At 67.3% G+C, this 19,026-nt stretch carries 14 protein-coding genes; 1 reads left to right on the top strand and 13 read right to left on the bottom strand.

Going from position 1 to position 19,026, the window contains the following annotated elements; all coding sequences use genetic code 11:
* Positions 1 to 982: 982 nt before the first annotated feature.
* The 7 genes from AAH991_RS36185 to AAH991_RS40585 form a co-directional block, all read right to left on the bottom strand.
* On the bottom strand, positions 983 to 1,276 hold the full coding sequence (locus AAH991_RS36185) for a DUF2795 domain-containing protein (protein ID WP_346230454.1): 294 nt from the start codon (positions 1,274 to 1,276) through the stop codon (positions 983 to 985).
* Positions 1,277 to 1,379: 103 nt separating this feature from the next.
* A complete protein-coding gene (locus AAH991_RS40590) occupies positions 1,380 to 1,703 on the bottom strand; it encodes an IS3 family transposase (RefSeq protein ID WP_428834076.1) in 324 nt (107 codons plus the stop codon).
* A 556-nt stretch (positions 1,704 to 2,259) separates the two neighbouring features.
* Complete coding sequence (locus AAH991_RS36175; RefSeq protein ID WP_346230453.1) at positions 2,260 to 4,521, bottom strand: DEAD/DEAH box helicase; 2,262 nt, start codon at positions 4,519 to 4,521, stop codon at positions 2,260 to 2,262.
* Entirely contained in the window at positions 4,490 to 5,842 is a 1,353-nt protein-coding gene (locus tag AAH991_RS36170; protein WP_346230452.1) for an ATP-binding protein, read from the bottom strand. The genes AAH991_RS36175 and AAH991_RS36170 overlap by 32 nt, the downstream gene beginning before the upstream one ends.
* Entirely contained in the window at positions 5,839 to 8,067 is a 2,229-nt protein-coding gene (locus AAH991_RS36165; RefSeq protein ID WP_346230451.1) for a tellurite resistance TerB family protein, read from the bottom strand. The genes AAH991_RS36170 and AAH991_RS36165 overlap by 4 nt, the downstream gene beginning before the upstream one ends.
* Positions 8,068 to 8,427: 360 nt before the next feature.
* On the bottom strand, positions 8,428 to 8,904 hold the full coding sequence (locus AAH991_RS36160) for a DUF6461 domain-containing protein (RefSeq protein ID WP_346230450.1): 477 nt from the start codon (positions 8,902 to 8,904) through the stop codon (positions 8,428 to 8,430).
* The gene (locus AAH991_RS40585) at positions 8,849 to 9,217 is read right to left on the bottom strand and encodes an Lsr2 family DNA-binding protein (protein ID WP_428834075.1); all 369 of its coding nucleotides are present in this window, start codon (positions 9,215 to 9,217) and stop codon (positions 8,849 to 8,851) included. The genes AAH991_RS36160 and AAH991_RS40585 overlap by 56 nt, the downstream gene beginning before the upstream one ends.
* A 615-nt stretch (positions 9,218 to 9,832) precedes the next feature.
* Here AAH991_RS40585 and AAH991_RS36155 point away from each other — a divergent pair.
* Complete coding sequence (locus AAH991_RS36155; protein WP_346230449.1) at positions 9,833 to 11,164, top strand: tyrosine-type recombinase/integrase; 1,332 nt, start codon at positions 9,833 to 9,835, stop codon at positions 11,162 to 11,164.
* A gap of 347 nt (positions 11,165 to 11,511) precedes the next feature.
* Here the strand turns inward: AAH991_RS36155 and AAH991_RS36150 are convergent, their stop codons facing one another.
* The 6 genes from AAH991_RS36150 to AAH991_RS36125 form a co-directional block, all read right to left on the bottom strand.
* Entirely contained in the window at positions 11,512 to 13,611 is a 2,100-nt protein-coding gene (locus AAH991_RS36150) for an alpha-amylase family glycosyl hydrolase (protein WP_346230448.1), read from the bottom strand.
* Between the two features lie 72 nt (positions 13,612 to 13,683).
* Positions 13,684 to 14,700 (bottom strand): LacI family DNA-binding transcriptional regulator, encoded by a 1,017-nt coding sequence (locus AAH991_RS36145; RefSeq protein ID WP_346230447.1) that lies wholly within the window; start codon positions 14,698 to 14,700, stop codon positions 13,684 to 13,686.
* Positions 14,701 to 14,707: 7 nt separating this feature from the next.
* Entirely contained in the window at positions 14,708 to 16,051 is a 1,344-nt protein-coding gene (locus AAH991_RS36140; protein WP_346230446.1) for a glycoside hydrolase family 13 protein, read from the bottom strand.
* Between the two features lie 3 nt (positions 16,052 to 16,054).
* Positions 16,055 to 16,792: a carbohydrate ABC transporter permease gene (locus AAH991_RS36135; RefSeq protein ID WP_346230445.1), complete on the bottom strand. Its 738-nt coding sequence runs from the start codon at positions 16,790 to 16,792 to the stop codon at positions 16,055 to 16,057.
* A 101-nt stretch (positions 16,793 to 16,893) separates the two neighbouring features.
* Positions 16,894 to 17,811, bottom strand: coding sequence for a carbohydrate ABC transporter permease (locus AAH991_RS36130; protein WP_346230444.1), 918 nt, complete (start codon positions 17,809 to 17,811; stop codon positions 16,894 to 16,896).
* On the bottom strand, positions 17,808 to 19,026 hold a 1,219-nt coding region (locus AAH991_RS36125), incomplete at its 5' end, for an ABC transporter substrate-binding protein (protein ID WP_346230443.1). The genes AAH991_RS36125 and AAH991_RS36130, both read right to left, overlap by 4 nt.

Genomic DNA, 19,026 nt, shown 5'->3' with positions numbered 1-19,026 from the left:
TCACGGACGCGGAATCAGGGCCTGTACTGGTCCGGCAACTGGACGGCGATGTCGAAGAACTCCTTGTCCGCAATGGCCTCGCGCAACGTGGCGAACACGGCGGCATGTTCCCGCGCTGGTCGAGGGACACGCTGTCTCGTTCAGCCACCCGGCACAGAAACAACCAACGACGGCCCGGGCGGTCGGCGTCGATCTCGACGAACGCCCAGTCGTAGTAGCGGTACCCGTTGGCCCCCTGTCCGGCCGACAACCGCTGCCAGGACCGTGGCGCCACCGAAAAATCACCTGATTGGCCCGGCAGACACCCGCGCCGGTGGCCACCCGGTGGCTTGCGGCGACCGCGAGCACGTAGCCGACCCACCCGCAGACGATCTGGCCGAACCCCTGGCGCACACCGCCTGTGACTATGACGCGGCCAGGCCCGGCGCTGCTCCAGTTCCGCTCGCAGGTGCGGGATCGTCGACGGAGGCCCCCGATACTCCAACCGGAGATCGCGATCTTGTGCGCGGGCGGGTGTAGAGATGCGGACGGCCACCGCGATCATCGAGTGTTGTGCTGACGATCAAAGATCGTGCGGTGGCCGCAGGCGTCAGCGTAGCGGCCTCGCAGTGGCAGGTGATGTTCGATGAGCTCACCGACCGAATCGGCGGCAAATTTGCCCGGGTAGAGCCGCGGCGGCGGGTCTGGGCTCTGCTGCGCCGGGCACGGGTTCATCGATCGGGAGTTGTACCTGCCCCGGGCGTGGACGGACGATGTCGAGCGGTGCCGGCGAGCGGGTGTGTTGATGTCTGTCGTCACAAACGGATCATCGACACCCTTCGCCCGCTTCCGCAGTCCGGCCCACAACTCGCCGACCCCCACATGATCGGCTGCGAGTTACACCGCTCAGCGGGACATCACTTACGGCCCCCCGACGACCGCTACCTGACGCTCGCCGGTAAATGAAACACATCCGCTGACGTGCCCCGGCTGCCCTCGGTCGTCACGATTTGGGCTCCCGCAGGTGCTCGGCCACCCGTCCCCGGCCCTCGCCGGTGCGTTCTCGGGCCCTGCGCGCGAGTTCGGCCGGTGAGAGTCCCTCTTCCTCGTCGGGATCCCGGGGGACGGATCGCAGCACCTCCGCCTTGTTGGCGTATGTGCCGAGCGGTAATGCCCGCAGCAGCCGCAGCGCCTGTTCGGAAGCGCCGGCGTCGGCCGCCTGCTGGACGAGCGACTGTTTGTCCGCGGGGAAGTCCACGCTGGACAGGGCCTCGCGGATGATGTCGTCGACGGTCACGGGTCCTCCTAGGAGATCGGTGTGTTGGTGGCCACCACCTCCATCCGTCTCCCGCTACCCCGGCCATCACGGCACTACACGGTATTTCACCCCTAATGTCCGTTTACTGTGCCGAGGAAAAGCACGCGCGGGCACTCGAGGGCCCGAGCACCCGCGCTCTGGTCACTCGCCGACCGCGATGGCCGGCTGAAGCGCTCCGGGTCTGATGGAGGCTCTGATGTACCTCGGGTTCGGTGGAGTCGGCGTGGTTGGCCGTAATGCCAGCTGCATGTTTGCGTAGAGCATCTCGTATTCGACCGGGGTGCTGCATCCCCAGGGCGCTGTGACGTCGTTGGCCGTTGTGGAAGATCTCCAGATACTCGAAGATCGCGTTCGCCAACTCGATGCGGGTGTTCCACCGCCGCCGATTGAGCAGTTCGGTTTGCATCCGGCCCCAGAACCGGCGTGGTTGCGATGCTCCGGCAGCGCCACCGCGTACCCCGTCACGTCGCCGGGATTGCGCTGACTCATCCGCTGCCGCACCAGCACGCCTACGGCTTTGAACGACCGGAAGAATTCTTCTTCCGCCGCCGCTGTGGCAGCTGCGGTGACGACATACTGCCGCTGCCATCGCAACGCTCGGCCTGTCCCCGTCGCACACCGACAGGAATTGGTGGTCGTTGGCCGGACGACTGAAACCGGTGAAGCCGAGGTCGACCATAATCCTGCCATCTACGGGCTGCGTTCGGCTGGAGCGGTCACCAGGACATCGCTGCGGATCAGACCCAACATTCCAGCGTTTACCGATCTCGGCACCAACACCCCACGGGCGGGGCCTTCGACTGTTTGCACCTCTCAGCAACCAAGCCCACTGGCACCCCAGAAATCCCAGGATCTAAGTACGCTGGTGCCGGTGCCAGGCGACGGCCGCGGCAGCCTGGCCCTCTCGGTGTCGACGGCCCTACCGGGCGCCGCGTGCACCCGCCAACCAAGGCAGTTTGAAATCACGCGAAACGAGCGATGGCGGCCTGCTCAGCGAAACGACTGATCACGTTTCGGGCACCGGGAACATCAAGCCGACGGGCGGCGAAAGAGCGGGCTAAGAGTTCCTCGCCGATCGATTCGTCGTACTTGTCGATCCTCTTGTCAGGAATTAGCCGAGCGAGCTCGGTCGCTGCGGGTAGCTCGGATTCGCTCAGTTCTCTCAGTAGGTCGGCGGTGGTCTGCGGCGTTATTTCGGACAGCGCCAGTGCCAGACCCTGTCGTTCCACAGTGACTCCCCTGCTATGCAGGGTAAGCGCGATCGTCGTCATGATCGCGTCACCGCAGAACGGGAAGAGCAGGGTGTCGTTCCCGTAGCCCACGATCGGCCTGGCTTCCAGGCCGAAGCGGCGGTAGCCGGCGCGGCCCTGCTCTAAAAGGCGCTGAGCGGTCGCATCCAGATAGGTCGGAACAGCGGTGTCCTGGTAAACGCGCCGCATCTCGGTCCTAATGCGGTCGTGTACCTCCGGGCCTGCTCCCGTGAATCGTGGCGGGCGACCGCCTGATGCTCGCGCGACCTCGATGACCTTCGCCCGCGCGTCGACGGCGAGGACTCGCCAGCGCCGGCCCGCGAAGATCAGCAGAGCGCCTTCGGGGAGTGACTGTTCGATGGGCAGGCTTCCGAGAGTCCGTCCCCCATGCACGATGCGGTATTCGGTGGGCGCCGCGAAGGCGGCGTAGAAGGTGTAGTGGTTGACGAGCTTCTCCCCCGCGTCACCGTGGAGAAGGAGGCCGTCGGTCTCCTGCCGGATGATCGTCGCGTTACCGAGGTCGCGTAGCAGGGCGGCGAAGGTCGCCGCGTCGACCAGCCGGAACGGCCCCTGGACGCAGAGCGTTCGGTAGGCGTCGTTCGGGGTGATGCCGCCGTGTTGGGCGATCAGTGAGAGGGTCTGCTGCACCAGGGTGGACAGATGCAGCGCCGTTCCGTGTGGGGGTTCGTACCAGCGCTGTAGCAGAAGCTCGATCGTCGCGATGGTCTGCACGAGCTGAGCGCGAAGTTCCTCGGCTGGGTGCAGCGTTGGTGACAGCTCACGCTCGCGGATGTAGACCCGCAGGATCGCCGGCCCTCCTCGTCGCCCGGAACGTCCGAGGCGCTGACGCAGGGCGGCGACCCCGGGGGGCGCTCCGACCTGGGCGACCGACGAGACCGATCCGATGTCGATCCCCATTTCCAAGGTGGAGGTGCAGACGGCGGTGACCGGCCGGGCACGGTCCTTGAGGCGGGACTCGGCATGCTCGCGGATGTCCTTGGAGAGGTTTCCGTGGTGCGGGACGAACTCGTTCGGCACGCCCGCCTGGTCGCATCGACGGCTGAGCAGGTCGGTGTACTCTTCCACAGCGCCCCGGGAATTCGCGAAGATCAGGTTGTGGGAGCCGCGCAGGGTCGTGAACAGGTGATCGGCGATGGCGATCCGGTCCCCTGAGTCCTCCTCTCCCGTCTGTTGCTCCGCGTCCTCATCGGCGGTTCTGTCCAGGGCAGAGAGGTTGGGCTGCGTTTCGAGGTAGCCGCGCACCTGCAACTGAAGCTCTTGACCGTCGGCGTCCGACACGATCACGGTGACCTTGTCCCCGCTGCCGGGCCGGAGGAAATCCGCCGCCGCGCGCATGTCTCCGAGTGTGGCCGACAACCCGATCCGCGGAACGCGGCGGCGGGCGGCCAGGTCGAGCCGGTGCATGAGGGATTGCAGTTGTGCCCCACGCTCGGTTCCCATGAACGAGTGCATCTCGTCGATGATGACGTAGCGCAGGGCACCGGCCAGGTCGCGTATCTTCCACCCGCGCAGGACGAACATCGCCTCCAGCGATTCGGGGGTGATCAGGAGGATGCCCCGCGGCCGCTCGAGGAGCTTGCTTTTGCCACTGGCGCCGACGTCCCCGTGCCATCGGGCCACCGGGATGTCCAGGTGTTCGCACAGCTCATCGAGCCTGCCGTACTGGTCGTTGATCAACGCTTTGAGCGGGCTGATGTAGATCGCGGCGAACCCACCGGTCTGCGGTGGATCTGCGGTCAGCGCCGAGCAGATGGGCAGGAACGCGGCCTCGGTCTTCCCCGAGGCGGTTGCCGCGGCGATGAGCACGTCTGTCTCACCCGCGAGCACGGGAGCGGCCGCCGCCTCCTGGGCAGGGCGAAGCTCGGGCCAGTCCTGCTGCCAGATCCACCGTTGCACCTTGGGGTGCAGCAGTTGGAAAGCGTCAGAGCCGGAAGGAGGCGAGGTCGTCGTCATCGAAAGCTCCTGGCTGGGTCACCGATGCCCGCAGGGCGGGATCCTCGTCTTCTTCGAGCGGGCCCAGATCTGGGTTGCTCTCCTGGTCCAGCTCGACCGAGGGGAGAATCCGCCGCCAGTCCGCTCCGGGATTCTGCTCCAGTACGGCCAGCAGGTCGCAGAAGGCTTTGATCGTCGTTCGCGGCGTGCGGAAGTAGGCGTCACCGACGCGGCTGGAGCAGTGGTGCATGAACGCCGGCAGCGCGTCGTCCGCGACGAGATAACGGGACGGGTCGCCGAAGGCGTAGACGTGCCGGATTTTAGTGAGCAGGACGTAGAGGTCCTCCGGAGTCAGGGCGGTGAGACGGAGCACCGGCCCGGAGTAGTCCACCAGCCCGTCCCTGGCGAAAGAGTTCTCCGCCAGTCGCGACTGGAGTGCGGCATAGCTGTTGAGCCCGCGGCGGGAGTCGGTGAGGAACTCGGGGGTGCCGCCGAACACGAAGCCCAGGTGCGCGGCCGTGCCCTGCAGTGTGTCGTTGAGGATGCGCAGGATCTGCTCGTAGTTGGCGTTGCGGGCCTGCGTGGAGGCCAGCTTGTAGAGGTTGACCATCTCATCCAGGCACACCAGCATGCCGTCGTATCCAGCCAGGCGCACGAACCGGCTCATCAGCTTGAGGTGGTCGTGAAAGGTCGCGTCATCGATGATCGTCCGGACGCCGAGCGCGGACCTGGCCTCGGTCTTGGTGGAGTATTCGGCGCGCAGCCAGCGCACTGCGGCGGCCTTCAGCTGCTCGTCACCGGTGTCGTGCCCGCGCCAGTAGGCGCCGACAACCTCGGCGAAGTCGTACCCTCCGGTCATCTCCGCCAGGTGGGCCAGGCGCGTACGGATGACCTGCCCGGGGTTGGCGCCGACCTGCTGGGCCTCGGCCAGTGCCGTAGAGACGAACCTCTCGACGACCGCGGGAAGTGCCCCGCCGTCGGGCTTGGCTCTGGTGGCCATGTTGCGCATCAGCTCGGCATAGAGGCTGCGCGCCTGGCCGCCGGTGGAGTGCAGGCGGCGGTCGGGGTTGAGATCGGCGTGAAGGGTGACCAGTTTCTTCTCCAGGGCGATGGACCGCACCAGGTGCAGGAAGAAGGTCTTGCCCGCGCCGAAGTCGCCGATGACGAAACGCACGGCCGAACCACCACCGGCGATTCGATCGATGTCGGTCACCAGAGCCTGGACCTCGGGGGCGCGGCCCACCTGCACATGCCGCTGGCCGACCCGAGGGACTACGCCTGCTCGCAGCGACTGGAGGAGGGCATCACGCTCGCGGGGGCGGATCGGGGTCGTCGTGGTCACGTGAGCATCTCTCCCAGCAGATGTCGATTGACCCAGATCGGGTCGTCTCCTTCGAACAACGGCTCACCACCCATCTCGTAGGCGGCTTCGTTGATTCGATCGAGTGCTCCATCGGGGAGCAGGTTCCATTTCGCCGCGAGGTCCTCGAACTCCCCCCGAGACAACTGCTCCACATCAGGGAGGCTGCGTATGAGGCCGGAATGCGGGCCGTCCAGTCCGGCGACCGGATCGGCAGCCGGAGGCGGCGAGGGCACCTGCGCCGGTTCCTCTTCAACGAAGATCGAGCCCAGCAACGCTCCCACCCTGGCCGTCTCCTCAAGCTTGGCGGCGATGGCACCGTGGTCGAGGTGCACGGCGGCCGGGGCAGTTCGAACGTCGGCAGGGCGGGGAATTGCAAAGCCGGGTTCCGGCTCGGCCTGGCGGACGACCACTGGACCGGCCGCTGGAGTGGGGGGAGCGGTCGCCGGCAGGACAGACTTCACCGTGGCAGGGTCGAGCCCGAGCAGACGGTAGATACGGCTGAGGGTCTTGACCTCTTCAGAAGAAATATGACCGTCGGCCGCGGCCACCCCGGTGAGGAACTCCGCCACGTAGGCCCGCTGTTTGTCGTCGATGTCCGCCAGGCGCCGGGTCAGGCCGGTGAGTTTGACGTCGGTGGCGATGAGCCAGCGCAGGTGCGCGTGCAGGCGCCGGCGTTCGTCCTGCGTCAGGTGAAGAGCCCGTTCGAGATGATCGCTCAGATGACGCTGCTCCGCCTCCGAGGTCTCCCCGTCGGCGGCGCTCACGGCCGCCGCCAGATGGAGCAGGATCGTCGCGGCGCGGTAGGCGTCGGAGGACGCCGCGGTGGGACCGCCCGGAGCGGCGAAAAGCACCATGGGACCGCTCGACAGGACCGGACCCCCCATCCGCGGATCAGGCTCGACTCCGATCCCCACGCCGGCCAGCAGTTGTGCCAGAGCGACGACGTCTTTCTTCGCCGGCTTGGCCGTAGGCGCGCCCAGCAGTGCCGCGAACTCCTCCGCCGGCACGAGAGCGGTCTCCTGCATGCCCAGACGGTCCCGCGCCCACGTCACGGCGCGGCCCGCGCCTCCCGACTCGAGGTCCAGCAACTCCGCCGGGAGCAGTGCTTGCGCCTGCACACTCGCCTGCCGGTCCGGGAAGCGTCCGACGAAACGGCTGTAGGCATCCAAGTCGGTGGTGCACTCGTCGGCCAACGCCACGAGCTTGCGTGTCGGCGCGGCCAGCGTCAGCACGTCCGGGATGCCGTGGAGTGTCAGCCGGGGGTACCCGCCGAAGCCGGCACTGGCGGGCCGATAATCCAGGGAGACTTCCTTGCGTCCGGGCCGGACCATCAGCCCCGCTCGATGACGCGCGGCGTACCGCGACCGGAACAGCGCATCGAACTGAACGGCGCAGCGCGTCGCCGGAGTACGCGGGTAGTAGTCGGGGTGGGAGCGGATCCAGGCCAACGCCCATTCGGCGGGCACTGGTTGTCCCTCCGCTGCGAACTCCCCCAATCCCACCCTCAGCCGGAGCGGCGTCACCTCGCGAGAAGGCTCAGGGGGATGTCCGGCGCTGGGCCGCGTGTCCTGGCTCGCCAGGATCAGCAGGTCGAGGACTTGGTCGAACTCACCGGCATAGCTTCGGAAGGAGGAGTTCTCGCCGTAGATCCGGAGAAGCCGGCGGACCTCGGCCTGGATGATCGACAACTCGTGGCCCGCGCTGGAACGATCCAGACGCAAGTCATGCAGAGCCCGTCGTTCCAGGCCGTAAAAGTAGAGGAACACATAGCCGATGGGTACATGCGGATAGCGCCGTCCATCGGCGAGCCAGGACAGGTAGGCGGCACGCGAGTCCGGCGGAATCGACGTATACGAGGGCCAGTAGCGCAAGCCCTGCCCCGTCCAATCCGGACGGCGCAGGTCGACCGGCAGTCGGGGGTCGATCAACGCGGGTTCGACCGTCTGTCCCGACGCTGACGCTAGACGGGCGCCCACATACAGCAGGCCGCCGACGATGTTCAGCCCCGCAACGCTGACCCCGAAGCCTGGCGGTAGCCAAGGCCCAGCAGTAGGCGGCGGAGGCGACTGCTGCGGATATCCCGTTTGAGGAGGGACTGCGTGGCGGGGAGCTTGGGCCTGCCTACCGTCGGGCCCGGACGGGTGATGCGCCGCGGCCGCTCGACGCCGGCCCGGCTCACTTCGAAAACGGTCGAAGAATCCCACGCATTCACCTCTTCCGATCACATGCACGATCAGTAGACCGAGAAGCCGTGTGGATGCGATCAAGAAGCACCAGTGAACACTAGCCCCGAACGCCTTTGCCCCACTGTTCGAGCAATCACCTCGTTATCAACTTGAACCACAATTACGGACAGGACCAAAAACACAATAAGGAAGAATTCGATGCCTTCTGTACCCGTCCCCATGACCCCAGTGAAAGCACCTCCGACTATCGTCCGGCTTTAAGTCGGCCCGGAGAACTCGCAGTTGACCATCCAACCTCTGCGCCGGTTCGGACCAGCCGGTCCGCCACCGACGCACCTGATCTGGCTCGCACCGGGCACCGAGGCGGCAGAGCCGGCTTCAACGGGGGATCGCGGCACCGAGAACGGGACGCTCGGCGTGCGCGGGTGTGACCATGACCCGGGAGATTCGGCCGGCGAGCGCCAGAACGGCCTGGATGGCGTTGTCGATCCAGTCGTCGGAGGCTGGGTCGATGCCGAGCTCGCGAAGATGCCGGTTGAGCCAGTCGGGTGCAGTGCCCCACCGGGTTCCGGGCCGGCTCGGATCGAAACCGGTGACGAGCTCACCGCCGAGGGCGTAGGCGCAGTCGTGACGGGCGGCGTAATCGTGTCGCATCACCGCGACGGCCTCGCCGCCATCGCGGGACAGCTCACCGATGACCTCGCGTTGCACTCCGCGCCAGCCGCACTCCTCGATCACGATGGTCCAGTCCCCCACCCGCCGCGCCACGACGATCTCGGTACGGCTGGAATCGGGGTACTCATCCAGGCCGATCAGGCGGATGTGTTCCAGGGCGGCGCCCAGGCGCCGGAGCACCTCGTGCTCCTCCACCTCCCCTGACGAGCGTGATCGTGTAGATCGGTCCCAGCGGGCCCTCGTCCTGCCACGCATAGTCTTCCGGTGAGGCACCGGGCGTGCGGGCGGCGGCATGGACCGCCTCGGTCTTCTCAGCCCGCTCATACGCGTCAGGGTTGGCGGCGAAGAATGCCTCGATGAGCCCGTGCCCGACCCGGCCGCGCTCGCTGACCGGGTGTCCGTTGGCCCGTGCCCACTCCCGGATCGTCAAGTCGATGTCACGCCCGTACGCCAGGTGGGTGACACGCAGCGGAGCGAAGTCGACCTCGGACATGATCGGAATCTAGCGATGCTCGCCACAGGTGACAACGCACTGCTCCCCCAGCCGCGGCTCGCAGCTTTCCGCGCTACTCGGCGCCAGTGTGGCGAACGACGGTCACCAAGCCGTAGCCAGGAAGGTCGCCACGGCAGCCATGGGCGTCTGCGATGGCCCCGCAGAGGATGCGTTGTCGATCAAGGTGCACTGCTCAGAAGCGGCGTCCTTTACGGTGTAGATCTCCACTCCGTTTGAACACAAGGCGCTCCCGCGGCCAGAGGACCGGCGAATGCGGTGACACGCTGGACATACATCTGTCACCGGGCGGCACGGTCCGGGAGGGCGACTCTTGATGACACCTGGGTGACACAACAGAAAAGCCACAATCCCCGATCTTGGGAACTGTGGCTCTGACCTGCTACAACAGTGTCGGGACGGCGGGATTTGAACCCACGACCCCTTGACCCCCAGTCGCGTTCCGCCGTTCATTCATCACCTTGAGTAATCGAGCCGTCTGCGAGAAACTGCAGGTAGACGACGTGATCGCGATGCCATACCGTCCCGGCGGATGCCATCGGATCGCGCCCAGTCCACGGTCAAACGACGGTCAGACGATCTTGGGGGGGGGGCACGATGGGCTTCTCGCGGAAGCGCCTCGGCAAGAACGGCAAGCCGAGGTACACCGCGTACTACACCGACCTGCGCGGCCGGGAACTGTCCGCGGGCACCTTCGGCAGCAAGAAGGAGGCCGACAAGGCCTGGCAGCAGGCCGAGGCGAAGGTGGCGGAGGGCCGAGCCGGCGATCCGGCCCGGACCAAGCAGACCTTCCGGCGGTACGTCGAGAAGGAATGGCTACCGCACCACGTCATGGAGGCGACGACCCGCGAGGGCTACACGTACTCGATCTACGCCCACATCATGGACTGGTTCGGCCCAATGCGCATGATCGAGATCCTGCCCAGTGACGTACGCGCCTGGGTGAAGGACCAGCAGGACCGCGGCCTCTCCCCCGCCACCATCCGGCTCAACAAGTCGATCCTCAGCGGCATCTTCACAACGGCACTGAACGATCAGGTCACCGCGCTGCACCCGTGCAAGGGCGTGAAGACGCCAACCGTGCCGAAGAAGCCGCTACGCATCGTCTCCCCGGAGGAGTTCGACAAGCTCTACTTCTCGCTACCCACCGAGGACGCCCGACTCCTGGCCGAGACCGCCATCGAAAGCGGCATGCGCTGGGGCGAGCTCACCGAGCTCCGCGTCAAGGACCTCGACGTGCTCAGCCGGATCGTCACGGTGAGCCGGACGGTCATCGAGATCAACCCCAAGCACCATCCCGAGGGTAAGCGGTTCCTAATCAAGGAGTATCCCAAGGACCGGGAGTTTCGCCGCTTCAAGCTCAGCCCGCAGATCACGGCGAAGCTCAAGCAGCACATCGAAGACAGCAAGCTGGAGCGGGACGACCTGCTCTTCGTCTACCAGCCCGAGGAGTGCACGCCGCAGCCCAAGGTGGAGCCCGCAGAGCACCTGGGCCTGACCGAGCCGAACGCCGCCGGGCGGCGGTATCGGCACGGCACGCTCAGCGCCTACTCAGCGGGCAAGTGCCGATGCCAGCAGTGCAAGAACGCCTACGCGGTTTATCGCGCCGACCGCCGGTCCTCCGGCAAGGACAACCCCCGCCGACCACGCCGCTGGGACACCGACGGGCACATCCCCCGCCGCTGGTTCCGCGACCAGATCTGGCGACCGGCGCTGGCCGCCTCGGGCCTGGAGTTCAAGGTCAAGATGCACGACCTCCGTCACGCCCACGCCTCATGGCTGCTGGCCGGCGGCGCCGACCTTCAGGTGGTGAAGGAGCGCCTGGGCCACGGCAGCATCTCCACTACCGAGAAGTACCTCCACACCCTCCCCGACGCCGACGACACCGCCCTTGACGCCCTCGCCCGCACCCGCGCTCGGTCGCGTTGATATCAGACCGGGTCGTATTGACATACGCGGAGATTCGAGCCCTCTGCGAGGGACCCAGCAGAAGGGAACCCGGAGACATCCCACCTGTCCAGGTGATTCACGCTCGACAACTCACCATGGAGACGGTCCGGCCCCTGCCGAAGCAGTGAGTCCGTACCTTCCGAGCCGCGGCGTAGGGGTGAAGGCTATGCCGTTCTTCCCAAACGCTGACTCACTTTCTGGTTCAGAGGCCAGCCGCACGAGGCGACCGCGCTGACGGTGACCGAGCGGTCAACCAGGCCGGGAACGGGACAGGCCGGTGCCTGTCCCGTTCATCTGACGCTCCGAGGTCATGCCCCGGGAAGGGCTCAGAACGTGGGATAGATGTCCACGCTGGAGCCGCCCGTGGTCGTGTAGTTGGACCCCGTGGCCCAGGTGGTGTCGTTGATGAGGGGCTTGTAGTCGAAAGCGGTTCCGGAGGAGATCCCCGAGATCGTGCACACCCACAGGTCGGCGGCCTTGTTGGCGCAGTTTTGTCCGGCCGACCAGGACAACGGGGACACCGAACCGCGCAGCGTGATGCGGTTACCGTACCCGACGTCCTTGTGTACCCGGATGGTGGTCAGCGTCGGGAAGGTCGGGTAGATGTCGATCGTCGCACCGCCGGTCCCGGTGTAGTTGCTTCCCGTGGCGAAATAGGTGTCGTTGACTAGCGGCTTGAACTGGAAGGTCTGCCCGGCGGGGATGCGCTCGAATTCGTACTCCCAGACTCCGCTGGAGACTTCGCGGGCGGCCCGTCCGGCGGTCCAGCTGAACGGCGCGGTGTCGCCGCGGATGGACAGGGTGTTGCCGGAGGCGACACCCGAGTGGACGCGGATCTTCGTGATGTTCCTGGTGGGCGGGGTGTAGGAGGAGACGGGCGTTCCGGGCGTGTAGACCTTGGCGCCGTGCTCGCCCAGGGTCACCGTGATCTGCTTGCCGGTGACGCCTCCGGAGGCGACGGTGACGGTGTCGGAGGTGTCCATGAGGTTGGTGAGTACGGTGCCGACAGGGATGCTGCTCTCGGCGCGGAGCGGGATCGTGCGAGTCTGGGTGTTCCAGGACGAGCTCACGGCCGTGATGGCCTCGGCGCCCGTTGAGTCGACTCTGCGGGAGAAGGCGTAGACGGTGGTGTCCTTCCACATCTCCCGCTGGGTGCCGATGCGGAGGGCGGGATAGGCGGCCTTGACGGCGGTGAGGCGCTGGATGTGCTTGTAGATCGTTGACGTCACACTGAAGCTCGACATGTCCTTGCGGTTGTCCTTGTTGGCGATCGGCACCTCGTTGGGATTGCCGTTGCCGTCGTCGGCTTGCTCGGTGCCGTAGTAGATGACCGGGACGCCGCGCGCGGTCAGCAGCACCGTGAGCGCGGCGCGCAGCCGCTGATAGTTGTCGTTGGCTCTGGCCAGGAACCGCGCCCGGTCGTGGTTGTCGATGAACGTCTCGAGGCGGTTGGCATTGTTGTACTTGTAGTCTTGGGCGAAGAGGGCCCCGAGGTTGTTCATGTCGCCGTCGCCGGCCAGCGTGTCCCGGACGGAGAAGAAGTAAGGGAAGTCGAGCACACCCCACTCGTAGTCCTGGTACTCCGAGACGTAGTCGACGTCGCCGACGAACACCTCTCCGAAGGTGGGAACTCCCATGGTGGACTCGAAGGTCTGCAGCCAGCTCTTGGGCACCGACCGGGCGGCGTCGACGCGGATGCCGTCGAATCCCATGTCGACCCAGTCCTTGTAGGTGTCGAGCAGGAAGGCGGACACGGTCGAGTTGGACTGGTCGAGGTCGTCCAGGCCGCCGAGGTCGCAGTTCTCGATCTGGGTCTGGGTCTCGGTGCCGTTGAACAGGCAGTCGCCGTTGTGGTGATAGTAGGAGGGGTTGTCCAGCGGCGCGGCGGGCTTGTACGTCGACGGGCTATAGGTGGTGGAGGTGCCGGCGAGGTAGTCGGCGGTGTGGTTGGGGACCACGTCGAGGATCATCTTCATGCCCTTGGCGTGGGCGGTGTCGATGAGTGTCTGCAGTTCCGTCGCCGACCCGAAGTGCGTGTTGGGAGTGGCGAAGTTCTTGGTGAAGTAGCCGTGGTAGCTGGCCTCCTTGCCGTCCCGGCTGAGCGGTTCCTGTTCGGAGACGGGGGAGATCCAGATCGCGGTCGCACCGAGGTTCTTGATGTAGTCGAGCTTGGCGGTCAGTCCGGCCCAGTCGCCGCCGTGGTAGAAGCCGAGATCGCTCGGGTCGTACTCTCCGTGGCCGCTGTCGTCGTTGGCGGTGTTGCCGTTGGAGAATCGGTCGACCAACACCTGGTAGACGACGTCGCCCTCGGCGAGCGGCCCCGGTGAGGTTCCGGAGGTTCCGGCGGCGGCCGGTCCCCCGGACAGCCCGGTGAGCGAGGTGGCCGCCAGGGCGGCCACGGTGAGCAGGACGGGTAACCGTTTCATCTTCCGTATCCCTTTCTGGGCATGACGGCATCGGCCTGCGGCGGATGTGCCAAGGCCGGGGGAACGCGCAGATCAGGCGATGGGGCCGGTGGATTCGCGGACGATCAGAGCGGTGTGCAGGGTCTGGTGAGGATGCTGGGTCTCGCCGCGGATCGCGGAGACCAGGAAGTCCCCGGCGACGCGGCCCTTGGCCTGGATGGGCTGGCGGACGGTGGTCAGCCGGGGTCGAACCCAGACCGCCTCGGGTTGATCGTCGAAGCCGGTGACCGACACCTCGCCCGGGACGTCGACGTCGAGATCGCGCAGGGCGTCGAGCGCGCCGATGGCGAGGATGTCGGACAGGGCGACGATGGCGGTCGGCGCGGGGTCGAGCAGCATGAGATCCCTGGCGGCGCGGTAGCCGTCGAGCCGGGTGCAGGGCACCTCGACCAGCCGGACGTCGTCGAAGGCGAGTCCGACGGTGGCCAGTGCCTCGGCCACCCCGCTCATGCGGCGGGCGAGGGGGCCGCGGTAGCCGTAGACGGCCTTGTCGGGCCCGGGGTCGAAGGAGAGCACCGCGATGTGGCGGTGCCCGAGGTCGAGCAGGTGTCGCACGGCCTCGTACGCGCCCGCGTGGTCGTCCACGTCGACGCTGGGCGCGCCCTCCTGCGGGTCGCTGTCCACCAGCACGAACGGGATGCCGCGCCGGGTGAGCTCGGCCACCTCGCCGCGGTCGGTCTCCAGGCCACACACGACGAAGCCGTCCACCGCGGCGTACGGGATGGCCTTAAGCATGGAGTTGCGCAGCGGCGGGGTGAGCAGCAGGGTCAGGCCCTCGCGATGGCAGACCTGGCCGAGCCCGACCAGGAACTGGGCGTAGTAGGGGTTCTCCATCACCTGGGGCAGGTCCTGGGGCAACAGCACCCCCAGGGACCGGGTGCGCCCCTGCTGGAGCATCCGGGCGACCGGATTGGGCGTGTAGCCGAGCTCTCCGGCGACCTCCAGGATCCGCCGCCGGGTCGCGTCGGAGATCTTGGTCGGGTCGTTGAAGGCGAAGGACACCGCCGACCGCGACACACCGGCCGCGGCGGCGACGTCTTTGGATGTCACCCGAGGCTCAGTCGGGCCGGACAAAACGCACCTCCCATGGGCGTACGGAAACGGCGCCCAGGTTGACCTGTTCGCCGGTGATCAGGTCGCGGCCGGTGCCGGTGCCGGCCGGCAGCGTTTCGGCCGCGTTGCCCCGGTTGGCCAGGACGAGCACGGTCTCGTCCGGGTGGACGCGGGCCCGGACGATCACATTCTCCCCGGCCAGCACGGTGGATTCCGACCCCCGGCGCAGCGCCACGTGGTCGCGGCGAAGCCGGGCCAGCGTCTTCAGCCAGGCCAGCTGCTCGTGGTCCCAATCCTTCTCCGACCAGGTCATGCACCTGCGGCAGTCGGGGTCGTTGAAGCCGCGCATGCCGACCTCGTCCCCGTAGTAGATCATGGGCGCGCCCTCCGCGGCCATGAGCAGTCCGCACGCGAACCTCGTCGCCTCAGCTTCGCCGCCGCAGCGGGTCCGTACGCGTTCGGTGTCATGGCTGCCGAGCAGGTTCAGCATGAGGCCCTTCGCCTCCGGCCCGATCTCACGGTCGATCGCGCCGAGCTCGGCGGCCAGCCACTCGCCGCCGAGCCGGTGGTCGGTGACGAAGCCGAGGATCGCATCGCGCAGCCGGTAGTTCATCGCGCCGTCGGAGGTGTCGCCGCGGGTCCAGTCCGTGGCCGCCTCCCACACCTCGGCCACGATGTAGAGGTCCTCGTCGATGCCCTTCACGAGCCGCCGGAACTGCCGCCAGAACGGCAGGTTCTCCATCATGTACGGCACGTCGAGCCGCCACCCGTCGATGCCCGTGCGACTCCACTTCTCCACGGCGGCGAACAGATGCTCGCGCACCTCGGGATTGCACACGTTGAGCTTCGGCAGGTAGGCGCAGCCGCTGCAGGTGAGATAGTTCGGCTCCGGGTCCGCCTTCACCGGGAACTCCTGCACGGAGAACCAGTTCACGTACGGCGAGGCGGCGCCCTTGTCCACCACGTCCCTGAAGGCCGGATGCCGGTCGCCGCAGTGGTGGAACACCGCGTCTAGGACCACCCGGATGTCGTGGGCGTGCGCGTCTTCGACCAGACCGGCGAAGGTCTCCTCGTCGCCGAGGGCAGGATCGATGCTGAAGTAGTCGATGGTGTCGTAGCGGTGGTTCGTGCCCGCGGTGAAGATCGGGGTGAGGTAGAGCGCGGTCACGCCGAGGTCGCGCAGATGTCCGAGGCGGCTCCGCACGCCCGCCAGGTCGCCGCCGAAGAAGTTGGTCCGGGTCGGCGGCCCGTCCCAAGGTTCGACCCCGGGCGGGTCGAGGGACGGGTCGCCGTTGGCGAACCGGTCGGGAAAAATCTGGTAGAAAACCGCGTCGCGGACCCAGTCCACGGGCTACTCCTTCACTCCGGTCGCGGCCAGTCCGCGTACCAGTGCCTTCTGCAACACGAGGAACAGGCCGACGGCGGGGATCGCGGCGACCACCGTGCCGGCCATCAGCAGTTGGGGATAGGGGCTGTACTTGCCCGTGAAGACGGCCAGCCCGAGCTGGATCGTGCGGGCGTCGTCGTCGGACGTGACCAGCAGCGGCCACAGGAAGTCGTTCCAGCCGAACAGGAAGCTGAACACCGCGACCGTGGCGAGCGCGGGACGGCACAACGGCACGATCACCTGCCACAGGATGCGCAGCCGTCCCGCCCCGTCCACGCGGGCGGCCTGCTCCAGCTCGACGGGGATCGTCTGCATGTACGCCCGCAGGACGACGATGCCGAACGCGTCCGCCAGCCGGGGGACGATCAGGCCGGTCCAACTGTCGTACCAGCCGAGCCGTACGACGAGGTCGAAAGCCGGCAGCATGGTCAGGAAGGTCGGCACGAGCATCGTCGCGACCAGCGCCAGGAAGATCGCGTTGCGGCCCGGGAAGCGCAGCCGCGCCAGGGCGTACGCGGCCAAGGTGTCCAGCGCGAGGTGCCCGGCCACGATGCCCAGCGTCATCACGGCGGTGTTGAGGTAGTAGCGGGCGAAGGGCGCCGCGCTCATCGCCTCCGCGTAGTTGCCCCATTCGAACTCGGCCGGCCACAGGAACGGCGGCTGATTGACGTGCGGGAACTGTTTGAGTGAGGTCGTCACCATCCAGCAGAACGGCGCGACTACGACGACGGACGCGGCGAGCAGGATCGCGTGCCGGGGAACATCGCCGCGGCGGGGACGGCGCGGACGAACGTGCCGTGCGGTCAAGACCACTGCGACCGCCCTCCCAACCGCCACTGCAGCCAGCTCAGCCCGAAGACCAGAGCGAAACCGGCGTACGCAATGGTCGCGGCATATCCGAACTCGCCGGAGGAGAACGCCGTGCGGTAGACCAGGAACCCGAGGACTTCGGTGCCGCCCAGCGGGCCGCCCTGAGTGAGCGCGTAGACCAGGTCGAACCCCTGGAACGTCGCGATCAGGCCCTCGATGATCACGAAGAAGGTCATCGGCGCGAGCAGCGGGACGGTGATCCGCCGCAACCGCTGCCAGCCGCCGGCCCCGTCCAGCGCGGCGGCCTCGTACAACTGCGGTGGGATCGCCTGCAGCGCGGTCAGATAGAGCACGACGTTGAGGCCGAGCTGCTTCCACACGGTCAGCAGGGTCAGCGACAGCAGCGCCAAGTACGGATCGCCCAGCCAGTTCAGCCCGGTCAACCCGCCCATGGGTCCGTCCTGCCCGAACAGGTACTTCCATACCGTCGCCACCGCGATGGACGAGGTGACCACCGGAAGGAAGAAGATCCCTCGGTAGAGCGCCAGCCCCCGCAGCGGTGCGTTGAGCAGCACGGCCAGGCCCAGCCCGGAGACCACGCCGAGCACCGTGACCCCCAGTCCGTACAGAACGGTCACGACGAGCGAGTTGCGGAACTCGGGATCGCCGGCCATCCGCACGTAGTTGGCCAGCCCCGCGAACACCTGCTCGGGGCTGGCACCGTCCCAGGTCGTGAGGCTGAGCCGCCCCGTCGCGACGATCGGATAGACCACGAACAGGCCGATCACCGTCAGCGCGGGAGCCAGGCACAGCACCGCGGCCCAGCCGTCGCCTCCTCTCCGGGCTCTCTGGGCGAGGGACAGGCGCCCGCTCCGCGAAGCGGGCACCCGGACCTGCGGCATGCTCGTCATCCCGCCGCCAGGATCGCGTTGACCTCGCGCTCGGCGTCGGCCAGCGCCGCCTCGACCGTCTTCTTTCCGTGAACGGCCTGCTCGACCTCCTTGGCGAAGGCCATCGACACCTGCGGGTAGAGGGGGGTGGCCGGGCGGGCGCGGGCAGTGGGCAGCGCCTCCACGAACGGCTTCATCAGCGGATCCAGCGAACCGAGATAGTCGGCGCTGCCGGCCACAGACTGGCGGGTGGGCAGAAAACCGGTGGCCTTGCTCCAGCCCAGGCTCTGGCCGGAGAACCAGCCGAGGAAGGCGGCCGCGTCCTTGACGTGCTGTGAGGTGGAGAAGACGACCGCCTGCTCGCCGCCCATGTTCGTGGCCGGTTTGCCGTCCGCGGGGTACGGGATGGGGGCGGCGGCGAACGGGAACGGCGGCTTGTCCTTCCAGATGCCGACCATCCATGAGCCCTCCTGGGCTGAGGCGGCGGCCCCCTTCTCGAACGCGCCCCACGGCCCGAGCGGGCTGGCGTCCTCGCGGATCAGGTCGACCCAGAAGCCGAGTGCCTTGCGGCCCGCCTCGGAGTTGAAGGCCGCCTTGGTGTTGTCGGGGGTCAGGAACTCGCCGCCGGCCTGCCAGAGGTTGACCTGGAAGTTCCAGGTCACGCCTTCGCCGCTGTCACCCGGCTGGGTGTACAGCTCGAACCCGGGCTTGCCTGTTTTGTCCTTGATGGCGGCAGCCGCCGCCGACAGCTCCTCCCACGTCTTCGGCGGTTTGGCGGGGTCGAGCCCGGCCTTCGCGTAGAGGTCAGTATTGATCATCATCGCCAGCGTGTTGGCGGAGACGGGGATGGACAGCTGCTTGCCGCCCGACGAGCCGAACTTCAGCATCTCCGGATAGATGTCGTTCCAGGTGGAGGCCGGGATGTGCGGCTTGAGATCGGCGAGCCGGCCCGTCCCGGCCAGGCGCGGGACCCACACCAGGTCGCCGATCGCGATGTCGGGAAGGGTGCGGCTGGCGGCGGCGGTCTGCAGCTTGGTGAGCAGATCAGCGCCGGGGACGGTCACGACCTTGAGCGCGAACTGGGGGTGGGTCCGCTCGTAGTCCTTGGCCAGCCGTTCGAATGCCTGGGCGTTGTTTCCGTCCCAGTAGTGCCAGACGGTCAGCTCCGTGGTGTTCCCGGTCGGGGTGCTCGTGCCGCTGGATCCGCAGGCGGTGATCGCCATGAGGGCGGTCAGG

Source organism: Microbispora sp. ZYX-F-249 (assembly GCF_039649665.1).
GTDB lineage: Bacteria > Actinomycetota > Actinomycetes > Streptosporangiales > Streptosporangiaceae > Microbispora > Microbispora maris.
Note: the sequence above shows the minus strand (reverse complement) of the source record. Positions and strands in the feature narration are given on the sequence as shown.